This is a genomic window from Cytobacillus solani (genome assembly GCF_006704205.1).
Taxonomy (GTDB): domain Bacteria; phylum Bacillota; class Bacilli; order Bacillales; family Cytobacillaceae; genus Cytobacillus; species Cytobacillus solani.
This window is the reverse complement of sequence record NZ_CP041305.1, coordinates 2,511,104-2,537,672: the sequence shown is the minus strand read 5'-3', so window position 1 is coordinate 2,537,672 and position 26,569 is coordinate 2,511,104. Positions and strand designations below refer to the sequence as shown.

The 26,569-nt window shown below is 38.7% G+C and carries 28 protein-coding genes and 1 tRNA gene; 4 read left to right on the top strand and 25 right to left on the bottom strand.

The genetic code is table 11. The features are described 5' to 3' along the window. The first annotated feature begins 38 nt into the window (after positions 1–38). Both FI644_RS12685 and FI644_RS12680 read left to right on the top strand, forming a co-directional pair. Positions 39–527 carry an RNA polymerase sigma factor gene (locus FI644_RS12685; protein WP_212139252.1) on the top strand — a complete coding sequence of 163 codons (489 nt, stop codon included), beginning with the start codon at positions 39–41 and terminating at the stop codon, positions 525–527. After that, positions 524–1,429, top strand: coding sequence for an anti-sigma factor family protein (locus FI644_RS12680; protein WP_053477618.1), 906 nt, complete (start codon positions 524–526; stop codon positions 1,427–1,429). The genes FI644_RS12685 and FI644_RS12680 overlap by 4 nt, the downstream gene beginning before the upstream one ends. A 319-nt stretch (positions 1,430–1,748) precedes the next feature. Here the strand turns inward: FI644_RS12680 and FI644_RS12675 are convergent, their stop codons facing one another. From FI644_RS12675 to FI644_RS26825, 8 genes are all read right to left on the bottom strand, one after another. Beyond that, a complete protein-coding gene (locus tag FI644_RS12675) occupies positions 1,749–2,987 on the bottom strand; it encodes an IS110 family RNA-guided transposase (RefSeq protein ID WP_142109020.1) in 1,239 nt (412 codons plus the stop codon). Between the two features lie 308 nt (positions 2,988–3,295). Beyond that, the gene (locus FI644_RS12670; RefSeq protein WP_053478818.1) at positions 3,296–4,207 is read right to left on the bottom strand and encodes a GH25 family lysozyme; all 912 of its coding nucleotides are present in this window, start codon (positions 4,205–4,207) and stop codon (positions 3,296–3,298) included. Between the two features lie 6 nt (positions 4,208–4,213). Next, complete coding sequence (locus FI644_RS27375; protein WP_321172085.1) at positions 4,214–4,447, bottom strand: phage holin family protein; 234 nt, start codon at positions 4,445–4,447, stop codon at positions 4,214–4,216. Between the two features lie 24 nt (positions 4,448–4,471). After that, entirely contained in the window at positions 4,472–4,624 is a 153-nt protein-coding gene (locus FI644_RS27370; RefSeq protein ID WP_369692288.1) for a hypothetical protein, read from the bottom strand. 639 nt (positions 4,625–5,263) lie between these two features. Beyond that, the gene (locus FI644_RS12655; RefSeq protein WP_053477617.1) at positions 5,264–7,087 is read right to left on the bottom strand and encodes a reverse transcriptase/maturase family protein; all 1,824 of its coding nucleotides are present in this window, start codon (positions 7,085–7,087) and stop codon (positions 5,264–5,266) included. Positions 7,088–7,906: 819 nt separating this feature from the next. Further along, positions 7,907–8,170 carry a hypothetical protein gene (locus FI644_RS12650; RefSeq protein ID WP_142108442.1) on the bottom strand — a complete coding sequence of 88 codons (264 nt, stop codon included), beginning with the start codon at positions 8,168–8,170 and terminating at the stop codon, positions 7,907–7,909. An 896-nt stretch (positions 8,171–9,066) separates the two neighbouring features. Next, positions 9,067–9,222 (bottom strand): site-specific integrase, encoded by a 156-nt coding sequence (locus FI644_RS26830; RefSeq protein WP_246067054.1) that lies wholly within the window; start codon positions 9,220–9,222, stop codon positions 9,067–9,069. Positions 9,223–9,406: 184 nt separating this feature from the next. Next, on the bottom strand, positions 9,407–9,556 hold the full coding sequence (locus FI644_RS26825; protein ID WP_156341161.1) for a DUF1064 domain-containing protein: 150 nt from the start codon (positions 9,554–9,556) through the stop codon (positions 9,407–9,409). A 241-nt stretch (positions 9,557–9,797) separates the two neighbouring features. Here FI644_RS26825 and FI644_RS12635 point away from each other — a divergent pair, with 241 nt between their 5' ends. After that, positions 9,798–10,355: a site-specific integrase gene (locus tag FI644_RS12635; RefSeq protein ID WP_142108441.1), complete on the top strand. Its 558-nt coding sequence runs from the start codon at positions 9,798–9,800 to the stop codon at positions 10,353–10,355. Positions 10,356–10,445: 90 nt separating this feature from the next. Here FI644_RS12635 and FI644_RS12630 read toward each other — a convergent pair. Further along, a tRNA-Arg gene (locus tag FI644_RS12630) sits at positions 10,446–10,517 on the bottom strand. Between the two features lie 270 nt (positions 10,518–10,787). Between FI644_RS12630 and clpP the strand changes: the two genes are divergently transcribed. After that, positions 10,788–11,393, top strand: coding sequence for an ATP-dependent Clp endopeptidase proteolytic subunit ClpP (gene clpP / locus FI644_RS12625; protein WP_053478814.1), 606 nt, complete (start codon positions 10,788–10,790; stop codon positions 11,391–11,393). Between the two features lie 181 nt (positions 11,394–11,574). Here the strand turns inward: clpP and FI644_RS12620 are convergent, their stop codons facing one another. The 16 genes from FI644_RS12620 to FI644_RS12545 form a co-directional block, all read right to left on the bottom strand. Further along, positions 11,575–11,832: an HPr family phosphocarrier protein gene (locus tag FI644_RS12620; RefSeq protein ID WP_053478867.1), complete on the bottom strand. Its 258-nt coding sequence runs from the start codon at positions 11,830–11,832 to the stop codon at positions 11,575–11,577. Between the two features lie 35 nt (positions 11,833–11,867). After that, positions 11,868–12,809, bottom strand: a complete 942-nt coding sequence (whiA, locus tag FI644_RS12615) for a DNA-binding protein WhiA (protein ID WP_053478813.1) — start codon at positions 12,807–12,809, stop codon at positions 11,868–11,870. Between the two features lie 170 nt (positions 12,810–12,979). Next, positions 12,980–13,960, bottom strand: a complete 981-nt coding sequence (mgfK, locus tag FI644_RS12610; protein WP_053478812.1) for a gluconeogenesis morphogenetic factor MgfK — start codon at positions 13,958–13,960, stop codon at positions 12,980–12,982. After that, on the bottom strand, positions 13,957–14,850 hold the full coding sequence (gene rapZ / locus FI644_RS12605; protein ID WP_142108440.1) for an RNase adapter RapZ: 894 nt from the start codon (positions 14,848–14,850) through the stop codon (positions 13,957–13,959). Before rapZ ends, mgfK begins: the two co-directional genes overlap by 4 nt. 105 nt (positions 14,851–14,955) lie before the next feature. Next, entirely contained in the window at positions 14,956–15,414 is a 459-nt protein-coding gene (locus tag FI644_RS12600) for an 8-oxo-dGTP diphosphatase (RefSeq protein WP_053478810.1), read from the bottom strand. A gap of 512 nt (positions 15,415–15,926) precedes the next feature. Further along, positions 15,927–16,877: a thioredoxin-disulfide reductase gene (gene trxB, locus FI644_RS12595; RefSeq protein WP_053478809.1), complete on the bottom strand. Its 951-nt coding sequence runs from the start codon at positions 16,875–16,877 to the stop codon at positions 15,927–15,929. 92 nt (positions 16,878–16,969) lie between these two features. Continuing rightward, a complete protein-coding gene (locus FI644_RS12590; RefSeq protein WP_053478808.1) occupies positions 16,970–18,460 on the bottom strand; it encodes a tetratricopeptide repeat protein in 1,491 nt (496 codons plus the stop codon). Between the two features lie 84 nt (positions 18,461–18,544). Next, positions 18,545–19,507: a nuclease-related domain-containing protein gene (locus FI644_RS12585; protein WP_053478807.1), complete on the bottom strand. Its 963-nt coding sequence runs from the start codon at positions 19,505–19,507 to the stop codon at positions 18,545–18,547. Positions 19,508–19,898: 391 nt separating this feature from the next. Then, entirely contained in the window at positions 19,899–20,489 is a 591-nt protein-coding gene (gene hisIE / locus FI644_RS12580) for a bifunctional phosphoribosyl-AMP cyclohydrolase/phosphoribosyl-ATP diphosphatase HisIE (RefSeq protein ID WP_142108439.1), read from the bottom strand. Next, a complete protein-coding gene (gene hisF, locus FI644_RS12575) occupies positions 20,486–21,244 on the bottom strand; it encodes an imidazole glycerol phosphate synthase subunit HisF (protein WP_142108438.1) in 759 nt (252 codons plus the stop codon). Before hisF ends, hisIE begins: the two co-directional genes overlap by 4 nt. Continuing rightward, on the bottom strand, positions 21,238–21,975 hold the full coding sequence (hisA, locus tag FI644_RS12570; protein ID WP_053478804.1) for a 1-(5-phosphoribosyl)-5-[(5-phosphoribosylamino)methylideneamino]imidazole-4-carboxamide isomerase: 738 nt from the start codon (positions 21,973–21,975) through the stop codon (positions 21,238–21,240). The genes hisF and hisA overlap by 7 nt, the downstream gene beginning before the upstream one ends. Then, entirely contained in the window at positions 21,975–22,610 is a 636-nt protein-coding gene (hisH, locus tag FI644_RS12565; RefSeq protein WP_053478803.1) for an imidazole glycerol phosphate synthase subunit HisH, read from the bottom strand. The genes hisA and hisH overlap by 1 nt, the downstream gene beginning before the upstream one ends. Before the next feature lies 1 nt (position 22,611). Next, positions 22,612–23,199: an imidazoleglycerol-phosphate dehydratase HisB gene (hisB, locus tag FI644_RS12560; RefSeq protein ID WP_053478802.1), complete on the bottom strand. Its 588-nt coding sequence runs from the start codon at positions 23,197–23,199 to the stop codon at positions 22,612–22,614. 4 nt (positions 23,200–23,203) lie between these two features. Then, a complete protein-coding gene (gene hisD, locus FI644_RS12555; protein ID WP_142108437.1) occupies positions 23,204–24,475 on the bottom strand; it encodes a histidinol dehydrogenase in 1,272 nt (423 codons plus the stop codon). Continuing rightward, positions 24,453–25,112 (bottom strand): ATP phosphoribosyltransferase, encoded by a 660-nt coding sequence (hisG, locus tag FI644_RS12550; RefSeq protein ID WP_053478800.1) that lies wholly within the window; start codon positions 25,110–25,112, stop codon positions 24,453–24,455. Before hisG ends, hisD begins: the two co-directional genes overlap by 23 nt. After that, the gene (locus FI644_RS12545) at positions 25,109–26,299 is read right to left on the bottom strand and encodes an ATP phosphoribosyltransferase regulatory subunit (RefSeq protein ID WP_142108436.1); all 1,191 of its coding nucleotides are present in this window, start codon (positions 26,297–26,299) and stop codon (positions 25,109–25,111) included. The genes hisG and FI644_RS12545 overlap by 4 nt, the downstream gene beginning before the upstream one ends. Positions 26,300–26,569 lie beyond the last annotated feature (270 nt).

The following is a 26,569-nucleotide window of genomic DNA, read 5'->3' as shown; positions in this document are numbered from 1 at the left end:
TATTTGAGTTTATCGCGTCTTATATGTAAGGAGGTGAGATGGTGACACAGCTTGAGGATATTTATAATACATACTTTAAAGATGTATTTTTATATGTGTATAGTTTATCTGGCGATAAGCATATCGCTGAAGATGTCACTTCGGAAACTTTTATGAAGGCATTAACATCGCTAGACAGTTTCAGAGGGGATAGTGATATCCGTGTTTGGTTATGCCAAATTGCCAAAAACAGTTATTACTCTTATTTGCGTAAGAAAAAAAGCTTTGTAGATTTTGAGTCGGTTCCAGAACCAGCTAGTGGAGACAATGTAGAACAAGAAATAACCACTTCAGAAGCGTCTATGAAGGTACATGAAATTATCCAGAATTTAAAAGAGCCATATAAAAAGGTCTTTACGCTCCGTGTATTTGGAGAACTGTCATTTAAGCAAATTGGCAAATTGTTTGCAAAAAGTGATAATTGGGCTTGTGTTACTTATCACCGTGCTAGAGAAAAGATTAAAGCGCGATTGGGGGATTATCAATGAAAATTAGCTGTAATATGATTAGGGATATACTGCCGTTATATGTCGAGAATATGGCAAGTCAAGATACTAGAGATATAGTTGAAGAACATATAGCTTCTTGTGAAAACTGCAAAAAACGACTTGAAGAAATGAGGACTCTTGAAGAACTGCCAGTAGATACCGATATAGCTCCCTTAAGAAACATACAAAATACATTGCGAAGGGAAAAGCTGCTAACGATTATTCTTTCAGTCATGGTAACATTGGTTTTTGCAGTGGTTACAATGGCTTATCTGACAGCGCCAGCATACATTTCTTATAATGAAAATGCGGTTTCAATCATTAAGAAGGATGACGGAACTGTACTTTTGAAATTTAGTGAAGAAGTCTCTGGATTCCATGTAGAACAATATCCAGTAGCAGACAATTCAGGTTATGTCTATGATATAACTACATGGGAAACGATCTGGCACCAGAAAATAAGCAAAAACAACCTAGAAAATACTGTCTTAAACCCGAATGGAGAAACGGTCGCTTCAATCTATTATTACAATACCGATGGAAGTGAAAATATTTTAATTTATGGAGATCCAATAACGGATGGTTCTGTCATTACGTTACCTCGGCTAGTTTTAAGCTACTATGTGTTGTTTGCTATAGTATTTTTACTTATTTGTGGAATTGGATTGGCCATATTCCGTAAGAACGAAAAAATAAGAAATGGACTAGAAAAAATTATTCTATTGCCTATCTCCTACCTGTTTGCTCACTTACTTATAAAAGGTCTTCACTCTACAACTTACCTTGCTAGACGAGACTTTTATGCAATATTACTAGTCACAATTTCTTTATATTTTGCGTTGTTAGCTGGAAGGAGCATATTAAAAAAATTATCAATCAAGAAGCCGAAAAGCACTTTATAATAGTTGTTGCTTTCACTTGTTTATAATAGACTCACCAATCAGCGATTCTTTTCTTAATTTCAGTTCTATATTACTTGATACGGAAAGGTTTCCTGATGGATTCAGATTTCTAAAACATGGCCAAAAAGTATCCTTTGAATTGGTTGAAACCCCAAATTCTACTGATCAGAGTCCATCTTCAACAAAACCAGCTAATAGTTGTCAACATTTTTCAATAAAAAAATGAAAAATTAGATGATATACTAAAGATGAGTATGCCAAATAGCCTTCCTGAATTTCATTATTGGAAGGTTTTGTTTTATGTTGTTAAATATAGTTTTTAAGTTAACTCTTGGAAAGTAGTTTTGTTCTTTAATAGTGCATAAATCAAGTGTAAAAGCTTATTAGTACAAGCAATTATTGCTACTCTATAGGATTTACCTTCATCGCGTTTTTTATCGTAAAACTCTCTTAATCTTTTGTTTCGAGGTATAACGGTATCGCTCTTCTTTTGTTTACGTGCATCTCGAATTCCACAGTACACAGCCATATATAATGCTTGCCTTAACCTTCTGGATCCTCTTTTAGTTATGCGATTGTTGGTCGCTGTAAACCTTCCAGAAGAGTAAACACTAGGATCTATTCCTGCAAAGGCAACTAACTTTTTAGGATGATTAAACCGATCTATTCCTCCAATTTCGGAAATGATTGTTGCCGCAATCTTTTCTCCAATACCAGGGATAGATTGGATAATCTTATATTCTTCAATTTCTTTAGCGAGGGCATCTATTTCAGTTTCTAGTTGTGATAGATGCTCTTGATATTGAAGAACAATGGTAATAAACATCTTTAGGTTAAATATATGGCTTTCATACAAATTGTTTTGAAATGGATTTCGTCCTGCAGCCTCAATAAGCTTTTGTGCTTTTTCTTTTACCCACTTTTCTGAACGTCTGGTACATAACGATACAATCTTTTCAGTTAAAACGGATTCGGTAGTATTTAGTACATGTTCAGAAGTAGGAAATAAGAAAAGAGTCTGTAATGAGACTTTTGAATATAAATTACCAAAGACACCTCTATATTCAGGGAATATTTGATCTAGCACTGTTAGAAGCTGTACCTTGGTTTGTGCAGAGATACTTGAAATTGTCTCTTGTTGCCTTGTCAGATTACGAAGGTTTAAGAGTTGTATACCTCTTTTTTTATACGGCTCAACTTCTTCTTTGTAGTATAGTTCGCAAAGAAGATAGGCATCGACAGCGTCTGTTTTTACCTTTCTTAAACTTGTACTCCTTGCACGATGAGAGATAAGGGGATTCACAATAATATAAACATATTGCTGTTCCTCCAAAAATTGAATAACAGGAGAGTGGTAATGTCCTGTTGATTCTAAAATAACCGAAGGTTGCTTACCATCAGCTACTCTTTCAATCTCTTTTAAGAATCCTAATAAATTCTCAAAGCCCTCCACTGTATGTTTTACACTAAAACTTTTACGAAAAGGCTGTCCCTTATCTAAGAATGCTTGTACCTGACTTTCCCCCTTAGAAACATCCAGCCCAACTACTGGATTCATCATCATCTCCTCCTTGGAAATTAAGATTAGTCGGTTGTCCCTAGGCTGCTTGTACTGTCATAGGTTCGCTTGTTAAACGGGATCATTGTCCCAACCAGCCTGAAACATGCTTATACAAGTAGGGAGTGAACAGTTTTGCGGACGGGATCGAGTCCCACGGGCGCTACGTTCTACTCCGACTACCGCTATAATAAAACCAAATAAAAAAAGTTCAACCAGTAAAAACTGGTTAAACTTATATTACGATCGGGCGCTTTTCTTAAGTAAGACATAAAAAGCCCATTTCGTTTGAGATGGGCTTTTTGTATTCAACTATAAACTTCTGCTGCCTGGGCTAACAAAGCTTTAGATGGAGTCTCATACTTGATATAACCATCCATCTTTGTGACCCAATGTCCCCCGCCAACATCATACTGCCCGCCATATTTATCACGATATCCATATACCCTAAACTGATCATCAGGTTTTAAGATACGCACCATTTCAAGCTTCCCTTCTTCATTATCAATCCATAAATTTATTGGTTTGAGGATTGTTACACGACCAATTTGCCCCTTTTTAAATTCAGTTTTACCCCACATTAGTTTTTCTGTAGGAGCTGGTGGCATACTTTCAACTCCAATAAACCACTCCAATGATCTACTACCGTTTAATTGGTTCAGATCTAAATATCCTCCATACCAGTTCACACGACCCTTTTCAGTGTATTGCCATAGGTCGCAAGCGTAATCAGGCTTTTTGGATGGGGTTCCGTCATTTTTGCCATAACGTGGAATCCACAGGAAGTCTGCTTTTACTTTATCCATGCCATATGGCTTGTAAAAATGGTGTCCAGTATATAACCCAACTGGTCTGCTATCGTTAGCCTTTAAATAGTCAATAAATACTTGAGTAGCTGGAGCCATTTCAGCTTTTGTTTTTGTGGTCTGTACCTCTACATCAACAACTAAAAATTTTGCATCTTTGTCGCATCTACTTAGGAAGTCTTTTGCTTCACGGATAGCATCATTCTTATCTTTAAATAGCGTGTAAATATAATGTCCAAATGGAATCCCATACTGCTTGCAAGAAGCAACGTGCTTTTTATACTCTCGATCAATCGTAGAGGTGCCATATTGTGTACGAATAACAAATAGCGCAACCTCTTTGGCAGCCTGCTCCCAATTGATTTTACTATTAGGTTGATGATGAGAAATATCAACGATTAATTTCTTTGTCATTTTCTATCATCCTTTCCTTTTAAGGACAACGATTGCACTCTTAATTTGCTCTGGCACTGGAAGACCAATCCGTCCTGCATTTTCTGTTATTGATAAAATCTCGTTTACTGCGTAAAACACAATAACCATAGTCATTACCAATGCTTTTGTTTCTAAACCGCTTTCAATTAGCAATAGATCTATTAAATGCGCAACAGCTACCATTACAAAGATGAAAACTTTCCTTACAATCCCAATCATGCCCACTTTGTTTTTTAAATTTCCTTAAACAAAGCCAGCAGCCATTCCACTTATAAAATCAAGAATGGCTAAAACAAGTAAAATAGTCAATAAAATAGTCCAATTCCCATATAGGAATTGGACTGCTCCTGCAATAATGCTGTTACAAATTGAAAAGTTTCTCCATATTTCCACCATACTCTCATAAAATTATCCCAGAGCGGTATTTTCACAACGTTCTCTCCAGAGATTGAACTTTGGAAAGTTGATGTAATTGAGACTAAAAGAGTTAATGGCTTCCGTGGCTTTATCATAAGATTACATTCGATATAGAGCCTTCAACTGGACATCATGTTTCAACTAGAAATGACCGTTTAACATATCAACTTCCTTATGGTCCAACAGTAAAATTGATTAAACATACTCGCTTAGCACCATATGAAATATCAATCGACTAATATTATACCTAAAAGGAATCAATACTATCATTTTGTTCATTTTAAAAATCGTATTACGACAAAAAATATATAACTTATCACATTTTTTAAACCGATATCATAAATTTTTTTCCATGGGTACTCTATTATTAAAAATTATGAAGTGGTGTTAACATTGGACCAATTAGGGGGAAAAATTGATAAAGTTTCTAACCAATTAACAGATCTTAGGTTGGAGCTATGGATAAAACATACCTTGTTCACATGGCAATGGTGGATGCTAGTCGCTTGCTCGGCGTAGGATAAGCGCCCAGCGCCTTGTCATATTGCTATGATAGGTTTCCAAACGCTCTCCTCCGAACCGTACGTACACCTCTCGATGTATACGGCTCTCCATTTGTCAATCTAGTCTTCCAGCGTGTAAGTCTACATGGCACTCTTTACACAGTGTCATGGTTTTTCTTCTTCTCGCTATCATATTTTGCTCCCATAACTTTTTGCCTTTAAGGTCTTTTATTTTCCTCACATGGTGAACTTCGATGGGTACGTTCTCAGCTCCGCACCATTCACATTTATTCGCAAGTAGGCGCTCTACTAAGCTAGTCCTTCCACCGTACATAGCTGTTTGCTCTCTAAAATCCATTCCTTCTTCTCTTAAAACGGATAGGTTGTATTTAAAACCTTTGCTATAAAATAGTCGGATTTTAACACCCTGTTTGGTTTCAAATTTTACACCCAAATCCTTATGAACTCTGTATTTACTAGCCATTTTACCTACCGATGACTTATATTTCTGAGCCATTGTTCTAAGAAAGCTAAATTTCATTACATAATAATAGCTATGAAGATTGCTAACATTGAAAGCCATTCTGTAATAATTATATAGTCCTTCAATTTCGCTGTTGTACGTACTGATTATTTCAATATCTTCAAGATTACTTAAGTAGGTACGGTGTATTGGCTTCCAGATATGTCCGAAGGACACTCTAAGCGCACCTAGAGATAATAATTTGTTAATCCATTTCTCTCTAGGTAGACTGAGATAGCATTTACCTTTTGCAGATTTGCGAGTAATTTTCTGTCCCTTGAAAGTACCTCCTTTGAGGGATTCATCCTGCGAAATCATGATGTCATATCCTAAGAAACGTGCTTTCTTCTTGTTATGGGTAATTAGGGTTTTCTCTTGTGATAGCTCTAAGTTAAGCTTTTCCTTTAGATATCTTGTTAGGTCTTCCTTAACCTTTTCGGCGTCCTGTTTACTTCCTATAATTCCTATAAGGAAATCATCGGCATATCTTACGTACTGTATTCTTCGGAAATTAGGGTCATTCTGAACCGTTCTCCGCATAGTACCTCGTAAGTTGTACAGGTTTTTGATTTCCTGTTTGTAATTAAACCTATTTTCTTCCGTAAGATTTTGCCATTCGTTGTGAAGTGTTTTCTTGAGTTCATGTATTTTTTTGCTTATTTTCATGTACTCCTTATTAGCTGCTCTTTTGGTTCCTTTATCGAAGGAAGCTTTATATTCCTCGATATAAATGTCCAATTCGTTTAAATAGATATTAGATAATATTGGGCTGATTATCCCACCTTGTGGGGTTCCACTGTATGTTTGGTGAAATTTCCAATCCTCAAGATAGCCAGCTTTTAAGAACTTCCATATTAGATTAATAAACTTTTCGTCCTTTATTCTTTTGCGAAGAATGTTTATTAAAATATGGTGGTCAATATTATCAAAGAATCCTTTGATGTCACCTTCTACAAACCACTTTGTATGTGTTAAAGTATTTTTACATTGTAGAAGTGCTGTGTGACAGCTTCTTCTTGGTCTAAATCCATGTGAATTGGGTGAAAAAGCAGGTTCATATATCTCTTCTAATAAGTTTCTAACTACCTCTTGAACAAGCTTATCTTCAAAAGACGGAATTCCTAGAGGTCTTTTTCCTCCGTTACTCTTGGGAATATACACACGTTTTGCAGGCACTGGACTATAGGTTTGATTTCTTAGGCTCTCGATAATACGTTCAATTCTTTCAATGCTCATACCATCAACTGTCTTTCCATCAGAACCAGCAGTCATATTCCCTGTTTTGGCATATATTTTCCCATAAGCTTTGAGAAAAAATTCAGGATTGTATAGATTCCTATACAAGCGTTCAAATTGATATCCTTTTATTTTCGCTTTGGAAGATAGAGTGTTTAACACTAATATCGGATTTCTCATAATGCCTCCCGCATTGACCCATTTTCGTATCAAACTCGACAAACTGTTTCCCTTCGCCATGTAATAGGCTTTCCCTATCTCAGACTACTACGGAAACTCCGTTACCCTATTGGATATTCAGATACAACTATCATAGCCTCAAAAGGCTTTCCAACTTAGGTAATCCCCATTTAGACAGATAAAAACATAGCTTATTGTAATGTCGGAAGTGACTTTCGTCTGTTTCTACTGATGGTAGATGGAAGAATATGATTCACTTGGTTTGGTGCAGTGTTCCAACACCTCCCCCATATTCTCATGAAGTTTCAGATTCCATTCTTCATGCGCAAGCATCATCGTCCTTAGACTATCATTCAAGCAGTATAGCTTTCTTCCTTATTTACATATTTCATCTAGCCATTCAGTCGTGACGTAGAATCTCGCCAACTTATGGCATTATTCACCATGCTACACTCCCCGTCTGGTTTCCCTTTCGGATAAGATGATTGATGATAGGTATAGATTGTGAATTTTAACCTACGCTGTTGCCACACAGCGAATTCTTATCTGCCCTTATGGGCGCACAACATAATGCTTATTAAGTAGACGATCGATTCATCTAACAATTTGCTTCATGATAATTAACAATGAATTTACAGTTCAGATATACTAGGTAAATAATCAAAATTTATTATTAGATTATTGAAATACTGAATTTGAAAGGAGTTAGGTTGATGGTTGAATTTCTGTCTAGACTAGTTATTTTAACCACCTTTTGCACTCTTTTACCTTAATATGATGCAATGTTATAATCCTTTCTTTTAACAAATTGCTAAATTATTAATTTCTTTCAGCTCCTGCAATTCCGATTTCACTTATATCGGCAATTTCTTGATACGATCTAAGTTCCTTTTCTAAGCGTTCAACTTTCTTCTGGAGATGACCAGCAATTTTATTTTCATTATCGAATGCCTTTTTCCAATGAGAAATTTCCTTCTGCAGTTGATTTGTTTTTTCAGCCAAACGATGTAAAAACATGAAATCATCCATATCAATATCGACTCGATCGTAAATTCCATAGCCTTTGTTGGCGAGTAGATTCAAAAATTGCTGTCATCAATCCTTCTAAACGTTCTTTTTCTCCAAATAAACTCCCTCCTAACCTAATAAACTTAATAATTCTTTTACAAACAACTTCCCTATTATGAAAATTATGGTATAATTTCCTATAACTACAACTGGAACTACAAGGAAATGAGGTTAAATCTATGCCAGAAATTAAATGGGGATCCCCATTGAGTTTAGCTTGTTTAGGTGTATTCTTAGGTGGACTAGGAATCTTTTTTAAGGCTATATGGAGTACTTTTTTGTAAACAGACTAATTTAGTCTGTTTTTTCATTTAATAAATTGGAAACATAATAATTCTTTTGTTTCATAAGTCTTTTTGTTAAATTTTAGGTTTAAATCCTCGTTTATTTATGTTAACTTTACATTATATATTGTTTACATATTTGATTTGTGAGGAGCATTTTATGAATAACAAACTTCGATCTATAATTTCTGTTACTACAGCCCTGTTGTTTTTAATTCTGGTTTTTATGAACTTCATAGGATATTGGTCTGCTAACTCGTTTATTCAAATCCTATTTTTCTTCATTATGGTAATTTCAATTTTTAATGCAGGATTCGAAATTTGTAAGTATCAAAAACTAAAGAGTTGATTGGATATCCAATTGATTCTATTTTCTCAACAGTAAACTCAATAATAATTCATAATATGCACTTCCTCCAAACTGTTATAATTATGATATAAACCAGTTCGGAACTGCTTGTTCTCATTGATCCAACAGCCATTTTTGGAGTGTCATTTGTTTTTATTTTCTTAATATCAATCGTGATCGTAATACAAATGAGAATTATAGAATTGCTGAAGAAAAAATAAAGTTACTAGAATCTCTTCATAAAGAATGGATTGTTTTTAGGAAACATAATACAAAGTCTATAAACTAAACCCATACACCTTTTCGTCGATGATATCCTGCGTAATACCTATATATCTCACCGCAACTGCCGGACTGCTATGATTAAATATCTCCTGCAGCGCAGCCACATCCTTATATTGCTTGTAAAAATGATATCCGAACGTCTTCCTCAATGTGTGAGTGCCTATCTCTTCAAGCCCTACTTCTTGCGTTAAGTATCTTCCAGGCCTGAACCCTGTGTATTCGGTCCTGCCCTCTCCTTGATTGGAAAAGATATGCTGCTAGTTCTTTATCGATCGTAAATTTACTAATGTGCTCCTGGAGCTTTAAAGTGCTTGGCATTCATCGGATTACTCTTTACACCTCCACAAATTGACCATATTCATATTTCAAAAGAGTAATTGAATCCATGTACTTTAGTTCAAAAAGATTTTGTTTGATTGCAAATTCTTTTGTGATTGCACCTTTTACAACAATTATTTGAGTACTGCCATCCAGTTTTGTCACTTCAAAGTCAGCTTTTTAATAAATGGGGCTTTATGTCTTTCCATTTTTTTAAACCCTTCCTGAAGCAAATGTCTTGGTTGAAGCTTAAAGACTTTGATATGGTTAGCGTGTTTTAAGTATTTTAGTTAGTTTTAGTAGATGGACTCTGCTTGTGAATCAAATGTGATCCTATCTGCCATTTTCTTGAGTTAGAACAATATCTTGAATTAATCCAGCATGCTAAAAAGGACTGGCTAGTTGAATATCCTCACTACTTCATCTTTTAGTCGCTACAGGAGCCCGTATTGGGGAGATTTGCGAACTTACGTTAAATGATATAGATTTGGACGCTAATACATTAAATATCGATAAAACACTTTTTAGGGTGTCTGAGGTATATGTTGTAAAACCAACTACCAAGACAGGGAAAAGTGGGGAACGAGTGATTGTACTTGATGACTTTACTATTGAGAGATTAAAAGAATGGAATAGAATTCGCTCTGAGTGGGTTATGAAAATGAAGGAGAAACCTAAATTTTTAGGAGAATTGGTAAAAACGCCAAACTACGCTGATATGCTTAGAACGTTATGTAGGCGACACGAACTAATGCATGTTACTCCGCATATGTTTAGGCATACTCATGAAGCTATTTTGTTGGAATCTGGAATTGCAGATATAAATTATATTGGTGAACGTCTTGTAGATACAGATAAAACAATTTTATTAAATACTTATGGCCATATGTCCAAGCGTTCTGAGCAACTTAGCAATGAAAAAGTTAATCATTTTATGAGTGCTTGGTTAGAGAAAATTGAGTGAAATAAAAGATGGGTTTTTCAATGTATTCGGACAAAAGTTGGACACTCTCAACCGAAATACTTGAAAAACCCATATTTATCAATAATTTAGCGCCCTCGGCAGGAATCGAACCCACATCTTAAGAACCGGAATCTCACGTGCTATCCGTTGCACCACGAGGGCATTGTGTAATATGCATTTGCGTTACAAATATAGATTATATGCGATTTTTTCAAACTTTGCAAGGAATCTTTTGTTTAAAAACCGGAAGAGCGGGAATGATGGAAACGGATATATATATTAGAAGGAAGATGTCGAATAATAATCCTGTTTTGTGGAAGTGTATTGTTTGACCTTTATTGACCAACAGTGTATCATGAGATTACATACATCAATGGAAAAATATATGGCATTTGTATGTTACCCTTACTTAATTAAAGGAGGAATAATGAGATGAACCTAATCCCTACAGTTATTGAACAAACAAACCGTGGAGAGCGCGCTTACGATATTTACTCCCGTCTATTAAAAGATCGTATTATCATGCTTGGAAGTGCGATCGATGATAATGTTGCCAACTCGATTGTTGCACAATTATTATTCTTGGAAGCTGAAAACCCTGAGAAAGATATTACATTATACATTAACAGCCCAGGCGGAAGCATTACTGCTGGTATGGCGATCTATGATACAATGCAGTACATTAAAGCAGATGTATCAACGATTTGTACAGGTATGGCTGCTTCTATGGGTGCATTCCTGCTTGCAGCTGGTGAAAAAGGCAAGCGTTACGTTCTTCCAAACAGTGAAGTAATGATTCACCAACCACTAGGTGGAGCTCAAGGGCAAGCAACTGAAATTGAAATTGCTGCTAAACGCATTCTCTTCCTTCGTGATAAGCTAAACACAATTCTTTCCGAACGTACTGGTCAGCCACTTGAAGTGATTGCGAGAGATACAGATCGTGACAACTTCATGACTGCTGAAAAAGCATTAGAATACGGATTAGTTGATAAAATTATTACACGCAAACCTGCTGCAGATAAGAAAGAGAAGTAAAATAGGTTTGATAATTGAGAACACATGAGATTTCGTTTGCGAAATCTCATGTGTTTTTTTATCATTCCTTTCATGAAGATGCTTTTCATTTTATCAAGCAGATTTTTTATTTTATCGAGCATTTTGCATTTTATCCGAAAAAAAAGCCTGGAATAAAGCTCCAGACTCTTTGCAATTTCGATTAATTTTCCTTTTGAATATACTTAGACAGTTCTTCAAGTGCTTCTGCTTCATCCTTACCGTCTACAATTAACGTAATGACTGACCCTGAGCTAACAGCAAGGCTCATCAAGCCCATGATGCTTTTAGCATTTACTTTTTTTCCATCTTTCTCAAGAAAGACATCCGATGAAAATCGATTGGCTTCCTGCACAAAAAGTGCGGCAGGCCGTGCCTGCAATCCTGTTTTTAATTTTACTTCAACCTGTTTTTCCAACATTTCTTCCTTTCCTCCCATATCGAATCATAATTTTTTTAAAGCGATTCCCCTGCTCGCAGTTTATCAGCAATTTCATCTATTTTTCTTAAACGATGATTAATACCTGATTTACTTATATTTCCTCCTGAAACCATTTCACCAAGCTCTTTTAACGTAACATCCTGGTAGGCTACCCGCAGCTCAGCAATTTCCCTTAGCTTATCTGGCAAAATATGAAGGCCAACTGTTTCATCAATAAATCGTATATTTTCGACCTGACGTATGGCTGCACCAATCGTTTTATTTAAGTTCGCTGTTTCACAATTGACAAGTCGGTTCACTGAATTTCTCATATCACGGACAATCCGTATATCTTCAAATCGAAGCAATGCATTATGAGCACCAATGACACTCAAAAACTCGGTAATTTTTTCAGCTTCCTTTAAATACGTAATGAAGCCTTTTTTTCGCTCAAGCGTTTTACTATTTAAATTAAATGTATTCATCAATTCACATAAAGAGTCGTTATGCTCCTTATAAAGTGAAGAAATTTCTAAATGATACGATGAAGTTTCTGGGTTATTAACAGATCCCCCGGCCAGAAAAGCACCACGAAGATAAGAGCGCTTACAACATTTCTTTTTAATCAATGCTTCCGAAATATTGTGTGTAAAAACAAAGCCCTCGCTTATTATTTTTAAGTCGTCCAGAATTTCACTGGCTTTCTCTGATAAGCGAACAATATAGACATTATTCTTTTTCAGCCTCATTTTCTTTCGAACGAGCAGTTCTACTTGTACATGATAATTTTTTTTAATCAGGATATAAATTCTTCTTGCTATCGCTGCATTTTCTGTTTGAATATCAACGATTAATTTTCTGTTGGAAAATGAAAGCGAGCCATTCATCCGTATAAGCGCTGATAATTCCGCTTTTCCACAGCAATCCTTTGCCTCCAGATTCGTTAATTCCTTTTTCGTTTCCGAAGCGAAAGACATATTCTCACCACCCTTATTAGGAAAGCGCAGGGCGCCCGCTTATCGGCGACAAGCATAAGGCGAGCCGGCTGGAAGGTTGTTCTTTAACCTTCTGGACGGATTGACTTATGACCTCGAGCCCCTAGGCGCTGCAGCTAGACAGATAGAAAAGCGCATCTCCGCTAAACCATCTAATTGTTATTTCGTTTTTTCATTTCATCTATAAGTAATGAATATAACATTTCTGCGACCACTTTTGTATCATGACGAATCACACCGTCTTTTTCACTCGCGATTTCTCCAGGAATCACTTCCAGACCTAAGTCCTGAAGGCGTTCTGTATCAAAGATTACCGGCTTTGACATTTCTTCACTGTATCGCTCCTGAATATCGTCAGGGATATCCTCACTATTGACAAGAATCGTGTTCATAAACGCACAGCTCATGTGATCATAAATCGCTTTTACATGGTCGCTTGCTGTATAGTTAAATGTTTCTCCCGCCTGGGTCATAAGATTGCAAATATATACCGTTTTTGCCTTGGCGCGGCAAACCTCATGCCCGAGCTTTGGCACGAGAAGATTTGGTAAAATACTCGTATATAAACTTCCTGGGCCAATGATGATTAAATCGGCCTTCCTTATTGCAGAAATCGTTTCAGGAAGAGGTTTAATATGCTTAGGTGTTAAAAATACTTTCTTAATTTTTTTCCCGGAGTAAGGAATCTTGGATTCTCCAGAAACGACTGTCCCGTCTTCCATCTCCGCATGTAGAACGACACTTTGATTCGCAGCGGGCAAGACCTTCCCTCTTACGTTCAATACTTTACTCATTTCCTGAATCGCATGAACGAAATTCCCCGTAATCGAGGTCATGGCTGCAAGAATTAAATTTCCCAGCGAATGACCTGAAAGTTCATTCGACGTCTTAAAACGATGCTGAAACATTTCTTCGATTAGTGGCTCCACATCAGACAGTGCTGCCAAAACATTGCGTATATCACCGGGAGGAGGAATGTGTAAATCATTTCTCAGTCTCCCTGAACTGCCTCCATCATCAGCAACAGTTACTATAGCAGTTATATCAACAGGATACTGCTTCAGTCCTCTTAATAGAACAGGCAATCCTGTTCCCCCTCCGATGATGACAATTCTTGGCTGTCTGTTTTTCATTTCTCTTTTTCCCTTCTCCCCTTAATATCACGATGCGTAATTCGGGTATGATACTCGTTCTTGAAGTACTCCCCAATATATTCAGTCAAGGCTACTGAACGATGCTGGCCGCCCGTACATCCGATAGCAATAACGAGCTGCGCTTTCCCTTCTCTTTTATAATGAGGAAGCATAAAGCTAAGGAGCTCTGTTACCTTTTCAAGAAACTTCTGTGTTTCTGACCACTTTAATACATAGGTAGAGACTTCTTCATCCAATCCCGTTTTTGGCCGCATATGTTCAATATAGTGAGGATTTGGAAGAAATCGCACATCAAAAACAAGGTCAGCATCAATCGGCAATCCATGTTTAAAACCAAAGGACATCACGTTGACAGTAAATAAAGTTGACTTATTTACTGAGAATTCCGTAAGTATTTTTTCACGAAGTTCTCTTGGTTTTAATCGTGTTGTATTATAAATGAGCTGTGCTCTTCCTTTTAATTCCTCTAAAAGCTCACGTTCAAGCTTAATTCCTTCAAGAGGAAGACCAGATGGAGCGAGTGGGTGAAACCGCCTCGTCTCCTTATACCTTCTAACTAACGTAGAATCATCCGCATCTAAGAAAAGAATTTGCGGTGTGATCCATGAAGTCTCTGAAAGGTCATCAAGTGCTTTGAACAAATGGTCAAAGAATTCACGTCCCCTAAGGTCCATGACTAATGCAACCTTATTCATCTTATTCCCCGATTCCTTCATCAATTCAAGGAATTTAGGCAAGAGTGTTGGCGGCAGGTTATCCACACAGAAGAATCCTAGATCTTCAAAGCTTTGAATGGCAACTGTCTTTCCAGCACCTGACATCCCCGTAATAATGACCATTTGCGTTTCATTCACTGCGCCTGTACTCATTTTTATTTTCCCCCTGTATAACAAAATCGCCTTGGCGTATTTGCGCCCGGAATGAATCACTAGCTCGATACCATTCCTCTGAAAATCTTTAGGCTCGCCGAGGCTTTAACTCGGATCTAATCTATAGCTTAGTAGTTCAAAATTTGGTGTATAAGTGAACGTACCATAAATCATTCCTTTTCCATGAATCATGTATTCGAGAATATGATAGTCACCTGCAGCCATTGGAAGGTTCTTGATTTCCTCAAATGGGTGCCACAGAATTTTCCCTTCTTCCGACTCATCTAGGTTCAGTCCATCAGCCTCTGTCGCTAAAAAGGTGAACATCATCCATTCAGAAAGAACTTTTTCGCCCTCTTTCATAATAAAGGTAAAGATCCCCTTTATATTCGGATTGCGCAAGTATACCCCCGTTTCCTCTCTGAATTCTCGGATACATGAATCTCTAACTGATTCTCCAGGCTCCATTTTTCCTCCAGGAGCTACCCACCAGCCTCGACTCGGTTTTTGCAAAAGCAATACTTGATCATCTTTCAACAATACACAGTTAGTGACTCGCTGCAACTTCTATGCACCTGCCTTCCATCCCGTCTGCTTATTCCTTTTATTATACTATTTTTGTTAAACACCCACAACGAATTGAAGATTCTTACAAAAGGATCTATCGTACACACAATTATTTATTCAAATGAAAATATTCCCATTATTTTTAGACAAAAAAAAAGCACAGATACACTGCGCTTTACAAAGGATTATATCTTTAAAAGGGGGTCAATTTCTATTATTAGAATACCTCAATTTTATTGCACGATTGTTACAGGAAAATTAAAAGAGAATTACTTTTTGTAAATATTATTTCCGATGAAGAAAGTTTTAGAAAAAGAAAAGCCGCACAATTGGTATGCGGCTTTTTACAGACAAAATAAGGAAAACTCCTTTATATTATATAACTGTCTAGCTCCAACGCCTACCCCCTCGAGGTCACAAGCCACTCCTCCCAGAAAGGTAAAGAACACCTTTCCGTTAGGATTGTCTTGTGCATGTCGGAGGTGATCAAGGCGTTTCCGCATTTCTGATTATGCTTTCGCTTTCATGCTTTCTTTTAATTCTTCGATATAATGTTGAGCGCTTTGAGCTGCGATGCTTCCATCTCCAGTTGCAGTGACAATTTGGCGAAGCATCTTTTCGCGAATGTCACCAGCAGCAAAGATGCCAGGGACTTTCGTTTCCATTTGCTCATTTGTCTCGATATAGCCATTTTCATTTGTAATACCAAGGCTTGCAAATGGCTTGGATAATGGAATCATTCCAATGTATACGAAGACACCATCTGTTTTGTACTCTTGCTCTTCACCTGTTTCGGTTGATACAAGCGTTACACTGCCAACCTTGCCGTCTTTATCGTTGATTTGCTTAACTGTATGATTCCAAATGAAATCAATTTTTTCATTATCAAATGCGCGCTGCTGCAAGATTGCTTGGGCACGTAGCTCATCACGGCGATGTACGATCGTTACTTTTGATGCGAAACGAGTCAAGTACACACCTTCTTCTACTGCTGAATCTCCGCCGCCAATGACAACTAGTTCTTTTCCTTTAAAGAAGGCTCCGTCACAAACTGCACAATAGGAAACTCCGCGGCCGCCTAGTTCCTTCTCTCCTGGTGCACCAAGCTTCTTGTACTCAGCTCCAGTCGTAATGATAACAGCACGAGCTTTATATTGCTTGGATCCTGCTACAACTGTTTTGTACTCTTCGCCGTCAATAATTTCCTTGATATCGCCATATGCGTATTCCGCACCGAATTTCTTCGCATGCTCGAACATTTTCGTTGATAAATCAGGTCCTAAAATATGATCAAAGCCTGGATAGTTTTCTACTTCTTCCGTATTAGCCATTTGTCCGCCAGGAACGCCGCGCTCGACCATTAACGTTGATAAATTTGCCCGAGATGTATAAACAGCGGCAGTCATTCCAGCTGGACCGGCACCTGCGATAATGACATCATAAATTTTCTCTTCCGTCATGTTATTTCACTCCTAAGAAAAGGGATCTTTATTCTATTATGACCATCTACTCATATCCTATAAAAATAAGATGATTCCGTCCAAGTATTTGCTCAAGAAAGGAGATTTTTCACCATTTTTACATATTTTTGTAATGTAGATGAGGAAACTCCATATTTTCCAGCCATTTGCTGCTGAGAAACCTTTTCTTCTCTCATTTTCATCCATACATATTCCACTGCAGCTGCCCATGCCTTATTATTTTTGACCGATAGACTGCTGTCCAATTTAACAAAGACAGCAAACCACATTAAAAACAAGCCTGCTTCTACTGTGCCGATTGGATGATAATTTTGATAAAGAAGAAGGGCAGTTTCATGTAGAGTTTGCCCGGACATTTCTTCTTTTGTCCGTAAAAATGATAAATATTCCCGCTCTAAATGTGAGAACCTTTGATTATGCTTTATTTCTCTTGATGTCAAGATCTCATCTTTTCCCGCTGACACGGAAGTTAAGAATAAAGCAAAAAGGCGTTCCTCAATATAATCGCTTTCCAATTTTTTCAGAATCGATGCATGATGGTTCTCAAAGCCATCAAGGACAGTCTTATCCTCATTCCATGGCTCGTTCCCTTCTTTTTCGGGATTCAATTGGATCGCTTTTTTCCATGCAGATTGAGCAATAGCCTCCCTTCCAGTGTAGTACGCTGAATAGGAAAGCCAATAGAAAAAGGTGCCATCTCCATCAAATCCTTTTTTCTGAAGGCTGCGCAGCAATGAAAAAGCTTCATCATATTCACCTGTTAAAGCAAAAGTGGCTCCAAGCTTAAATTGATGCTCTATTGAAATCGGCTTAATCTTTTTCAACATGTCCTTTAATGCTTTGACTTCAGGCATATCATGCTGGTAAAACGCAAATACGAGCTTATTGCATAGGGCGTGCAAGTTGCCAGGGTTTTCTTGAAACACCTTTTCTAAAATATCTGCAGCCTTTTGGTTTTCACCAAGATAAAAATAGGCAAGGGCAAGATTGTTATAGGCAGACCAGTATTCAGGATACTCGTCAATCACCGAATTGAGCAGTTCTACCGCCTTTGGAAAGTGTCCAGATTCAAGCAATTCCCGTGCATGCTCTTGCTTAGTAATGAGATCGTCCTGATCATATAAATCTTCATCCATCTCTTCTGCTTCCATTGTCAGCAATTCAAGTAAATCCATCGTGTGATCGACAAATTCCCCATCCTCATCCAACTCCAAATATAAATTGGCATGATGATAGGCATCCTTGAAGAAGCCTAAATGGGCATAATTGTTTGCGAGAAAATAGTGGCATTCCACCATGTCCGCATCCAATTCCTCCAGAATCGTGTGAAGAAGCGTGTTTGCCTCCTGGTAATCACCTAATTCCGAAAAAATAATGGCCAATTGACAAACAATCATCGGTTCTCCAGGCTCTAGCTGCATCGCTCGCTGTATATATTTTTTTGCTTTATATAGATCCCTTTTATGGTAAGCCTTTAGTCCTTTTGCGAAATAATACTCACCGGTCGGGTTAAATGTTAGTAATTTTCCTTTTGGTTGTCTTGCTTTAGAGTCTTTGCTCATGAAATCCTCCATCTTTCTTAATCAACTCAAGTAGTATATCACATGAGCAACCTTATGGAGAAGGGATTGAGGAATATTTGACACTTACCTAGTCTCGGACGAATGATAAAGCCTGTCCTTTCTTGAACCGGTAAAAGGCAAATTCATGGATAACAACAGGCGATTGGCAATATAAGGAGAAGTTAAATGAAGAAAGTCACGAAATTTCTGATTGGATAGGGGAGAATCATTAAATAAGAGGAAGTAATCATCGACTGCACGAACGTGTGCATGTGGATCTTTTTGCTTGCATTCTGGGCAGATCCAACTTCCATAACATTTAGTCATTTGGATTGACATGCAATTGCTGCAGATGACTCCTGTTATTATTTCAGTTGGATGGATTTTATAAAATGTAAGAATATCTAATGTTTCTGGTTTGTGCTCTTTTAACATAAGGCGGGAAATTCTTTTTAATTCTTTAGTATTTAAAAGTGGGTCCTTATATTTCATTTTCTGAATTTTATCTAGGATAAATTGAACATGTAAAACCTTCTGAAGGATAGGCGTGTTCACATGTGCAGTTTTAAGAATGGTCGAAGGCTTGCTTATAATTATGAGGAAATCAATGGGAATTGAAATATTACGTGCTTCCAGCCACTTTTTCAATCCTTGTTTCTGTTGGTTGGCTTGTTCAATTGGACATGGATACCCTTTTTCACCCATTTGTGTCGTTTGGATCCATTGATTAAATGTTGGGTCAAAATATAGAGTACCTGAATAGTTCTTTATTTCAAGAATCAGGGCAAAATATGGGGTAAGAATGAGTGTATCTATTTGGAAGAAGTATTCTCCATTGGAGAGCCGAATGCCATGAAAGATTAGAAAATTTTTATCCGGCAGTTTCCCTAAATAGTAATCAACCGCTTGCTCTCCTCGATAACCCGCCCAACGCTTTCGCAGATCTTCTTCCATTTCTTGTCTTTTTATATGATCTTTTGGAAGCCTTCTTAATAGGGCTTCGTTCTTTTGTATTCTAATCGGTATCGTTCGTTCTTTTATAATCAATTTGCTCCCTCCTTTTATGCTTGGAAGCTTACTTCTTTTTTTGTCGGGGGAAATCCTGCATTAGAATGGGGGATTCTCTTGGAAGTTGTTACAATTTGATGTATCTAGGTAATGATTGTGCTGCTTAAGTTTTTTTATCTCGACTTATCGAGTAATTTTCTTGATTTATCTAGCATTTCGATCTGGTTATCGAGTAATTTTCTTAGTTTATCTAGCATTTCGGGTCTCGGACGTCTTTATCGAGCAATCTACACGATTTATCAAGCAACTTTTTTAGTTTATCTAACATTTCAATCTGGTTATCGTGTAATTTTCTTGATTTATCTAACATTTCGATCTGGTTATCTAGCAATTTTCTAATTTTATCTAGCATTTACGATAAAACCGGCCATTACTCGGCCGGTTTCGGTTCATGTCTTTTTTCCAGGACTTTCAAAATTTCATGAAACGGCAGGTCCTGCTCTCGTAACAAAACAAGTAAATGATAAATCAAATCTGCTGCTTCCCATTTGAGCTCTTCTTTGTCTCGATTTTTAGCAGCAATAATAACTTCAGCAGACTCTTCTCCTACTTTTTTTAGAATTTTATCGAGACCTTCTTCAAATAAGTAGGTTGTATAGGCACCTTCTGGCCGGTTTTTTTCACGATCTTTAATGATTTGTTCAAGCTTGAAGAGAATCATCGGATCAGAAAAGCAGCTGATTTCTCCTGTATGACAGGCTGGTCCAGCTGGTTCGACCAGCACAACAATCGCGTCTTGATCGCAGTCCACTTTCATTTCAATGATTTTTTGGGTATTGCCGCTTGTTGCTCCTTTATGCCAGAGCTCTTGCCGCGAACGGCTGAAGAACCATGTTTCCCCTGTTTCTATCGACTTTTCAAGCGATTCTTCATTCATATAAGCAAGGGTAAGTACTTCTTTCGTACGTGCATCCTGAACAATTGCCGGAACAAGCCCCTTTTCATCAAACTGAACCTTCATCGGACAAGCACCTCTTTTTCTTTTAAAAATGTTTTTACTTCGGCAACAGATGTCTCTTTATAATGAAAAATCGATGCTGCAAGAGCTGCGTCCGCTTTTCCCTTTGTAAAAACGTCTAAAAAATGTTCGGCACACCCTGCTCCGCCAGATGCAATCACAGGAATGGATACAGCCTTGCTCACTGCTAGTGTTAACTCGATATTAAAGCCACTTTTCTCTCCATCTGAGTCCATGCTTGTAAGGAGTATCTCACCCGCTCCAAGCTCGACCGCTTTCCTTGCCCACTTGATTACATCTAGATCAGTTGGTGTTCGCCCCCCATGCGTATAGACACGCCATGATCCCAGTTCTGAATCATACTTCGCATCAATTGCCACAACGATGCATTGGGAACCAAAGAAATTCGCGCCTTCTGTAATTAAATTAGGATTTTTTACGGCGGCCGTATTTAATGAAACTTTATCCGCACCCGCTCTTAAAATTCCCTTCATATCCTCTAATGAGTTGATTCCTCCACCAACTGTAAAAGGAATAGCCAATTCAGCTGCGACCGCTTGAACAACTTCGAGCATTGTTTTCCTACCTTCTACAGATGCTGAAATATCTAGAAAGACAAGCTCGTCAGCCCCTTGCTCATCATAAAATCGAGCCATTTGAACAGGGTCACCTGCATCTTGCAGCTGTACAAATTGAATTCCCTTCACGACTCGTCCATCCTTTACATCCAGGCATGGAATAATACGCTTCGTTAGCATGACACATTCACCTCATTTAATGCTTCCGATACGGAGAAGCGCCCTTCATAAATCGCCTTTCCAACAATAGCGCCGATCACACCATCATTCCGGAATTTCTGAAGTTCAGCTAAATCCTCCAGACTGCTAACTCCGCCTGAAGCAATTACATGTTTCTCGGTTTCTTGTGCCAGCTGCCATACCGCTTCCACATTTGGTCCTGAAAGCATTCCATCTGTGGCAATATCGGTAAATATAAAGGTTTCTGCACCTGCATCAGCAAAGCGTTTCCCAAATTCGATCGCTTTCACCTTTGATGTATGAAGCCAGCCATCCGTTGCGATATAGCCGTTTTTCGCATCTAGCCCTACCGCAATCTGGGCCCCATATTTTCGAATCATTTCAATCGCAAATGAAGGATCAGAGACAGCGATGCTTCCAAGTATGACGCGGGCAATCCCATTTTCTAAATAATGAGCGATATCCGCTTCTGCTCGGACGCCCCCGCCAATCTGAATATTGGATGTTAATTCATTTGCAGCTTTGACTACAAAGGAATCATTTACTCTTTTTCCATCTTTCGCTCCGTCAAGGTCGACCATATGAATCCAGCTTGCCCCTTCGCTCGCAAAACTTCTAGCCATTTCAAATGGGGAATCCCCATACACAGTCTCCTGGTCATAGTTCCCCTGCTGCAGACGGACACATTTCCCGCCTCTCATATCAATCGCTGGAAAAATAGTAAAGTTCATCATGTAGTCACCCTTTCCCTTGCGAGTTCTGTAAAATTACGTAAAAGCTTCATGCCCAGTTTGCTGCTCTTCTCCGGATGAAACTGCATGCCGAATAGATTTCCATTGCCAACAACGGCGGGTACTTCCACATTATAAGAACATTTGCCTAGTAAAATATCCTTGTCCATACGATCAACATAATAAGAATGAACAAAATATGCATAATCCTCTTCCACTTGCTGCAAAATCAAAGAAGATTGCGTCCATTCTAACTGATTCCACCCCATATGCGGCACTTTATATCGTCCGCCATCCGCTGTTACTCCCGGAAATTTTTCAACATAGCCAGTTAGTAGCCCTAAGCCAATTGTCTCTCCATTTTCTTTGCTTCCTTCAAACAAAAGCTGCATCCCTAAACAAATGCCAAGGAGAGGCTTTCCTAATCCCACAAATTCTTTAATCATGGCTGATAAGCCAGTCTCATTTAACCGCTCCATTGCATCCTTAAAGGAGCCAACTCCTGGCAGGATTAATCCATTCGCCTTCATCAGCTCTTCTGCTTTTTCCGAAACAAAGTAAGGCACATCTAGTCTTTCTAGAGCCTTGCTCACACTAAACAAGTTACCCATGCCATAATCAATGATGCCGATCATTTTATAACATCCCTTTCGTAGATGGAACTCCTTTAATTCTTGGATCGATGGTTGTTGCTTCATCTAATGCCCGTGCAAGAGCTTTAAAAATGGCTTCAATAATATGATGCGTGTTCTTTCCATAGTGAACGATCACATGGAGATTCATCCTTGCTTCAAGTGCAAGTTTCCAAAGAAATTCATGAACAAGCTCCGTATCGAATGTTCCTACCTTCGCATTCGGAAGCTCGGCGCGGAATTCTAAATGTGGACGATTGCTTAAATCAACAACTACTTGGGCAAGTGCCTCATCCATCGGGACAAATGCATTCCCATAACGCTTGATGCCCCTTTTATCTCCAAGTGCTTCCTTCAGCACCTGTCCAAGACAAATACCGATATCCTCTGTTGTATGATGATCATCTACCTCTGTATCCCCATTCGCATGAATAGTTAAATCAAACTGCCCGTGTTTAGCGAATAAATCAAGCATATGGGTTAAAAATGGTACGCCCGTTTCGAGCGTGCTTGTGCCTTCTCCATCTATATTTAACGAGAGCTTAATTTCTGTTTCATTTGTAATTCTCTTAATCTCAGAAACTCTGGCCATGATTTCACTCCTTTAACCTTGCTTCAATCGCACGTGCATGGGCTTCGAGTCCTTCAAGCCTTGCAAATGCAGCAATTTTTCCGCCATGATCCTTCAATGCCTTTTCACTGTAATAAACAATACTTGATTTCTTTTGAAAATCTTCCACATTTAGCGGGCTAGAAAAGCGAGCTGTGCCATTCGTTGGCAATACATGATTTGGTCCGGCAAAATAGTCGCCAACCGGTTCAGGACTATAACGTCCAATAAAAATCGCACCAGCATGTCTAATCTGTCCTACTAACGACATCGCATGTTCCGTGATGATTTCTAAATGCTCGGGGGCAAGAAGATTGACCGTTTGAACAGCCTCCTCCATTGAATCGGTTACATAGATTGCTCCATAGTTTTCAATCGATTCCCTAGCGATTTCCTGTCGAGGAAGGGTAGCTAATTGTTTTTCCACCTCATAGGCAACCGCGGCAGCTAGAGCTTCTGAAGGCGTGACGAGCACACTGCACGATAACCGGTCATGCTCCGCTTGAGACAATAGATCTGCTGCCACTTCATTCGGTTTAGCTGTGTCATCAGCAAGAATGGCTATTTCACTTGGTCCCGCGATCATATCAATATCAACATCACCGAACACTTCTCTTTTTGCCAAAGCCACATAAATATTCCCAGGTCCTGTAATTTTATCGACAGGAGCAATCGTCTCTGTTCCGTAAGCGAGGGCCGCTATCGCCTGTGCCCCGCCAACTTTATAAATTTCCTCTGCCCCTGCCTCTTGAGCGGCTACAAGAACTGCTGGCGGCAGCTTCCCTGTTTTTTTATCGGGAGGAGAAGTAATGACAATGCGCTTAACTCCAGCTACCTTCGCAGGTATGACATTCATTAAGACGGATGATGGATAGGCTGCCGTCCCCCCTGGTACATACAGACCGACAGAATCAAGTGGTGTCACCTTCTGTCCAAGAATTGTGCCGTTTTCATCGGTTGTCATCCAAGAAGTCCGCAGCTGCTTTTCATGAAATAAGCGGATGTTAGCGGCAGCTTCTCTAATAACAGCAAGGTTCTGTTCATCAAATTTCTTGTATGCCTCCATTTTTTCTTCCTCTGTTACGGAAATGTTCTCTAGGGATACGCCATCAAATTTGAATGAATAGGCTTTTAATGATTGATCCCCTCCTTTTCGAACCGACTCGATAATCGTTTTGACGGTCGCTCGCTGTTCGTCTGTTCCACAATCGACTGACCTTTTAATCGAAGGCTGATCACTCGCTTTTAAAATTCTCATTCCCAATCCCTCCAGTCTTTAACTTGCTTAGCCGTTCGACAAGCTCGTTAATGCGCTCATCCTTCAGTCGAAAGCTAACTGGATTCACAATCAGTCTGGAGGTGATTTCCACCATCCGCTCATACTCGACCAATCCATTTTCCTTTAACGTTCTCCCTGTTGAAACAATATCGACAATTCGATCGGCAAGCCCAATGAGGGGAGCAAGCTCAATCGATCCATTCAGCTTAATAATTTCAACCTGCTCTCCTTGTTCTCGAAAATAAGCGGCTGCAACATGTGGATATTTCGTTGCCACCTTTGGCGCTACGTCATTAATTTTTGTGTCAGGCAAGCCAGCGACAGCAAGATAGCAGGCACTTATTTTTAAATCCAGCAATTCATAAACATCCCGCTCTTCCTCTAGCATGACATCTTTCCCTGCAATCCCTAGGTCAGCCACCCCATGCTCTACATAGGTAGGGACATCCATCGGCTTAGCTAAAATAAAGCGGAACTTTTCTTCTGGCACTTCAAGGATCAATTTCCGAGAATCATCGAATTCTGGCGGCAATTGAAAGCCAGCCTTTTTGAGCAATTGGACGGCATCCTCAAATATTCGCCCCTTTGGCATGGCAATCGTTAAGAAATTATTCATTTTAGCGCAGCCTCCTTTCCTGCTTTTCCGACTAGAAAGGTAATATCTACGTATCGGCTTGTGCAGGCATCGATATCCTTAACTCCGCTTATATCCTGCAGAACGACTTTATTTCCTAGTTTCCTTTGCTTTTGTGCGTAGTCAAAAGCTTCCCTTCTTCGCTCCGAGCTAAATAATACACAGGAGGTGCGTTCTAATTCCTCCTCATCGACTTCTAACGCTTCTAAAAGTCGATCCATTCGAATGGCAAATCCAGTTGCCCCCGTCTGCTTTCCGAATTTCTGCAGCAATAAATCGTACCTTCCCCCGTTGCCGATTGGAAAGCCAACGTTTCCGGCATATACCTCAAATACGATTCCTGTATAGTAGCTCATATGGCTTACCAATGTGAGGTCGAAGGTCACTTTTCCATCTAGTCCAAAGTCAGATATGATGTCCCACAGCTGCTGCAGCTCGGTTACTGCTCTTTTTCCTATGTCATTTTCAAGCAGATCAAAAGCCTTTTCAATGATTTGACTCCGGCCTTTCAGAGTTAAGAATTCTAGCAATCTTTGTTTATCTATAGATGATAGAGCTAATTCATTTACATGCTCCCGATAGCCTACATAATTTTTTCCATATAAATATCTTGTTAATGCTTTTACTCTTTCTTCCGTGCCTAAAATCTGCCGGAAAAATGTCTGCACAAATCCGATATGCCCAATGGAGAGGCGAAAATCTTCTAATCCAGCGGCTAGTAATGAATGAATCATTAAGGCAATTCCTTCTCCATCCGCACTAACTGTAGAATCCCCGATGCACTCCACACCAATTTGCTCAAATTCAGCTGGGCGTCCAGCCTCCCTCTGCTGGGCGCGGAATACATTTGCAGAATAGGCTAAACGAATCGGAAGATCATTTTTTAATAGTTTTGATGCAGCAACACGTGCAATAGGCGCTGTCATATCCGGGCGCATAACAAGTGTTTGACCCTGCTGATCAAGGAGCTTGAATATCTGCTGATCTAGTGTGGCGGACGCTGCGCCAACCGTATCATAATATTCGAGTGTTGGCGTCCCCATAAACTGATAGCCCCAGTTCTTCATTTCTTTTTCAATGGATGATCTGATCTTTTGCTTTCGCTCAAATAAAACGGGTAATGTATCTCTCATCCCTAACGGTTTCTCAAACATAAATAAGCGGGTCAATGACATTCACCTCTAAATCCTTTAGTTCGCTAATATGGTAGTAAATTAAAGATATATGTATTTTAACGCTGTCTTCTATTTCCGTCAACAAATAATTCTGAAAATAGGACTCAGTGTTCAGGATCGTGGGGAAATGCTAGATAAACTTATAATGCTGCTAGATAACTTTTATAAGTTGCTAGATAAACCGTTCAAACTGCTAGATAAATCAATAAATTTGCTCGATAACTTGATCCGGACTCAAATATTTACACTAATGCTAAGGAAATT

What these genes read in the sequence shown, in the direction of transcription:
- FI644_RS12685 (WP_212139252.1), top strand. Translation starts at nt 39, where the DNA reads ATGGTGACACAGCTTGAGGATATTTATAATACATACTTTAAAGATGTA.
- FI644_RS12680 (WP_053477618.1), top strand. Translation starts at nt 524, where the DNA reads ATGAAAATTAGCTGTAATATGATTAGGGATATACTGCCGTTATATGTC.
- FI644_RS12675 (WP_142109020.1), bottom strand. Translation starts at nt 2,987, where the DNA reads ATGAATCCAGTAGTTGGGCTGGATGTTTCTAAGGGGGAAAGTCAGGTA.
- FI644_RS12670 (WP_053478818.1), bottom strand. Translation starts at nt 4,207, where the DNA reads ATGACAAAGAAATTAATCGTTGATATTTCTCATCATCAACCTAATAGT.
- FI644_RS27375 (WP_321172085.1), bottom strand. Translation starts at nt 4,447, where the DNA reads ATGATTGGGATTGTAAGGAAAGTTTTCATCTTTGTAATGGTAGCTGTT.
- FI644_RS27370 (WP_369692288.1), bottom strand. Translation starts at nt 4,624, where the DNA reads ATGGTGGAAATATGGAGAAACTTTTCAATTTGTAACAGCATTATTGCA.
- FI644_RS12655 (WP_053477617.1), bottom strand. Translation starts at nt 7,087, where the DNA reads ATGAGAAATCCGATATTAGTGTTAAACACTCTATCTTCCAAAGCGAAA.
- clpP (WP_053478814.1), top strand. Translation starts at nt 10,788, where the DNA reads ATGAACCTAATCCCTACAGTTATTGAACAAACAAACCGTGGAGAGCGC.
- FI644_RS12620 (WP_053478867.1), bottom strand. Translation starts at nt 11,832, where the DNA reads ATGTTGGAAAAACAGGTTGAAGTAAAATTAAAAACAGGATTGCAGGCA.
- whiA (WP_053478813.1), bottom strand. Translation starts at nt 12,809, where the DNA reads ATGTCTTTCGCTTCGGAAACGAAAAAGGAATTAACGAATCTGGAGGCA.
- mgfK (WP_053478812.1), bottom strand. Translation starts at nt 13,960, where the DNA reads ATGAAAAACAGACAGCCAAGAATTGTCATCATCGGAGGGGGAACAGGA.
- rapZ (WP_142108440.1), bottom strand. Translation starts at nt 14,850, where the DNA reads ATGAGTACAGGCGCAGTGAATGAAACGCAAATGGTCATTATTACGGGG.
- trxB (WP_053478809.1), bottom strand. Translation starts at nt 16,877, where the DNA reads ATGACGGAAGAGAAAATTTATGATGTCATTATCGCAGGTGCCGGTCCA.
- FI644_RS12590 (WP_053478808.1), bottom strand. Translation starts at nt 18,460, where the DNA reads ATGAGCAAAGACTCTAAAGCAAGACAACCAAAAGGAAAATTACTAACA.
- hisIE (WP_142108439.1), bottom strand. Translation starts at nt 20,489, where the DNA reads ATGAAGGTTCAGTTTGATGAAAAGGGGCTTGTTCCGGCAATTGTTCAG.
- hisF (WP_142108438.1), bottom strand. Translation starts at nt 21,244, where the DNA reads ATGCTAACGAAGCGTATTATTCCATGCCTGGATGTAAAGGATGGACGA.
- hisA (WP_053478804.1), bottom strand. Translation starts at nt 21,975, where the DNA reads ATGAACTTTACTATTTTTCCAGCGATTGATATGAGAGGCGGGAAATGT.
- hisH (WP_053478803.1), bottom strand. Translation starts at nt 22,610, where the DNA reads ATGATCGGCATCATTGATTATGGCATGGGTAACTTGTTTAGTGTGAGC.
- hisB (WP_053478802.1), bottom strand. Translation starts at nt 23,199, where the DNA reads ATGGCCAGAGTTTCTGAGATTAAGAGAATTACAAATGAAACAGAAATT.
- hisD (WP_142108437.1), bottom strand. Translation starts at nt 24,475, where the DNA reads ATGAGAATTTTAAAAGCGAGTGATCAGCCTTCGATTAAAAGGTCAGTC.
- hisG (WP_053478800.1), bottom strand. Translation starts at nt 25,112, where the DNA reads ATGAATAATTTCTTAACGATTGCCATGCCAAAGGGGCGAATATTTGAG.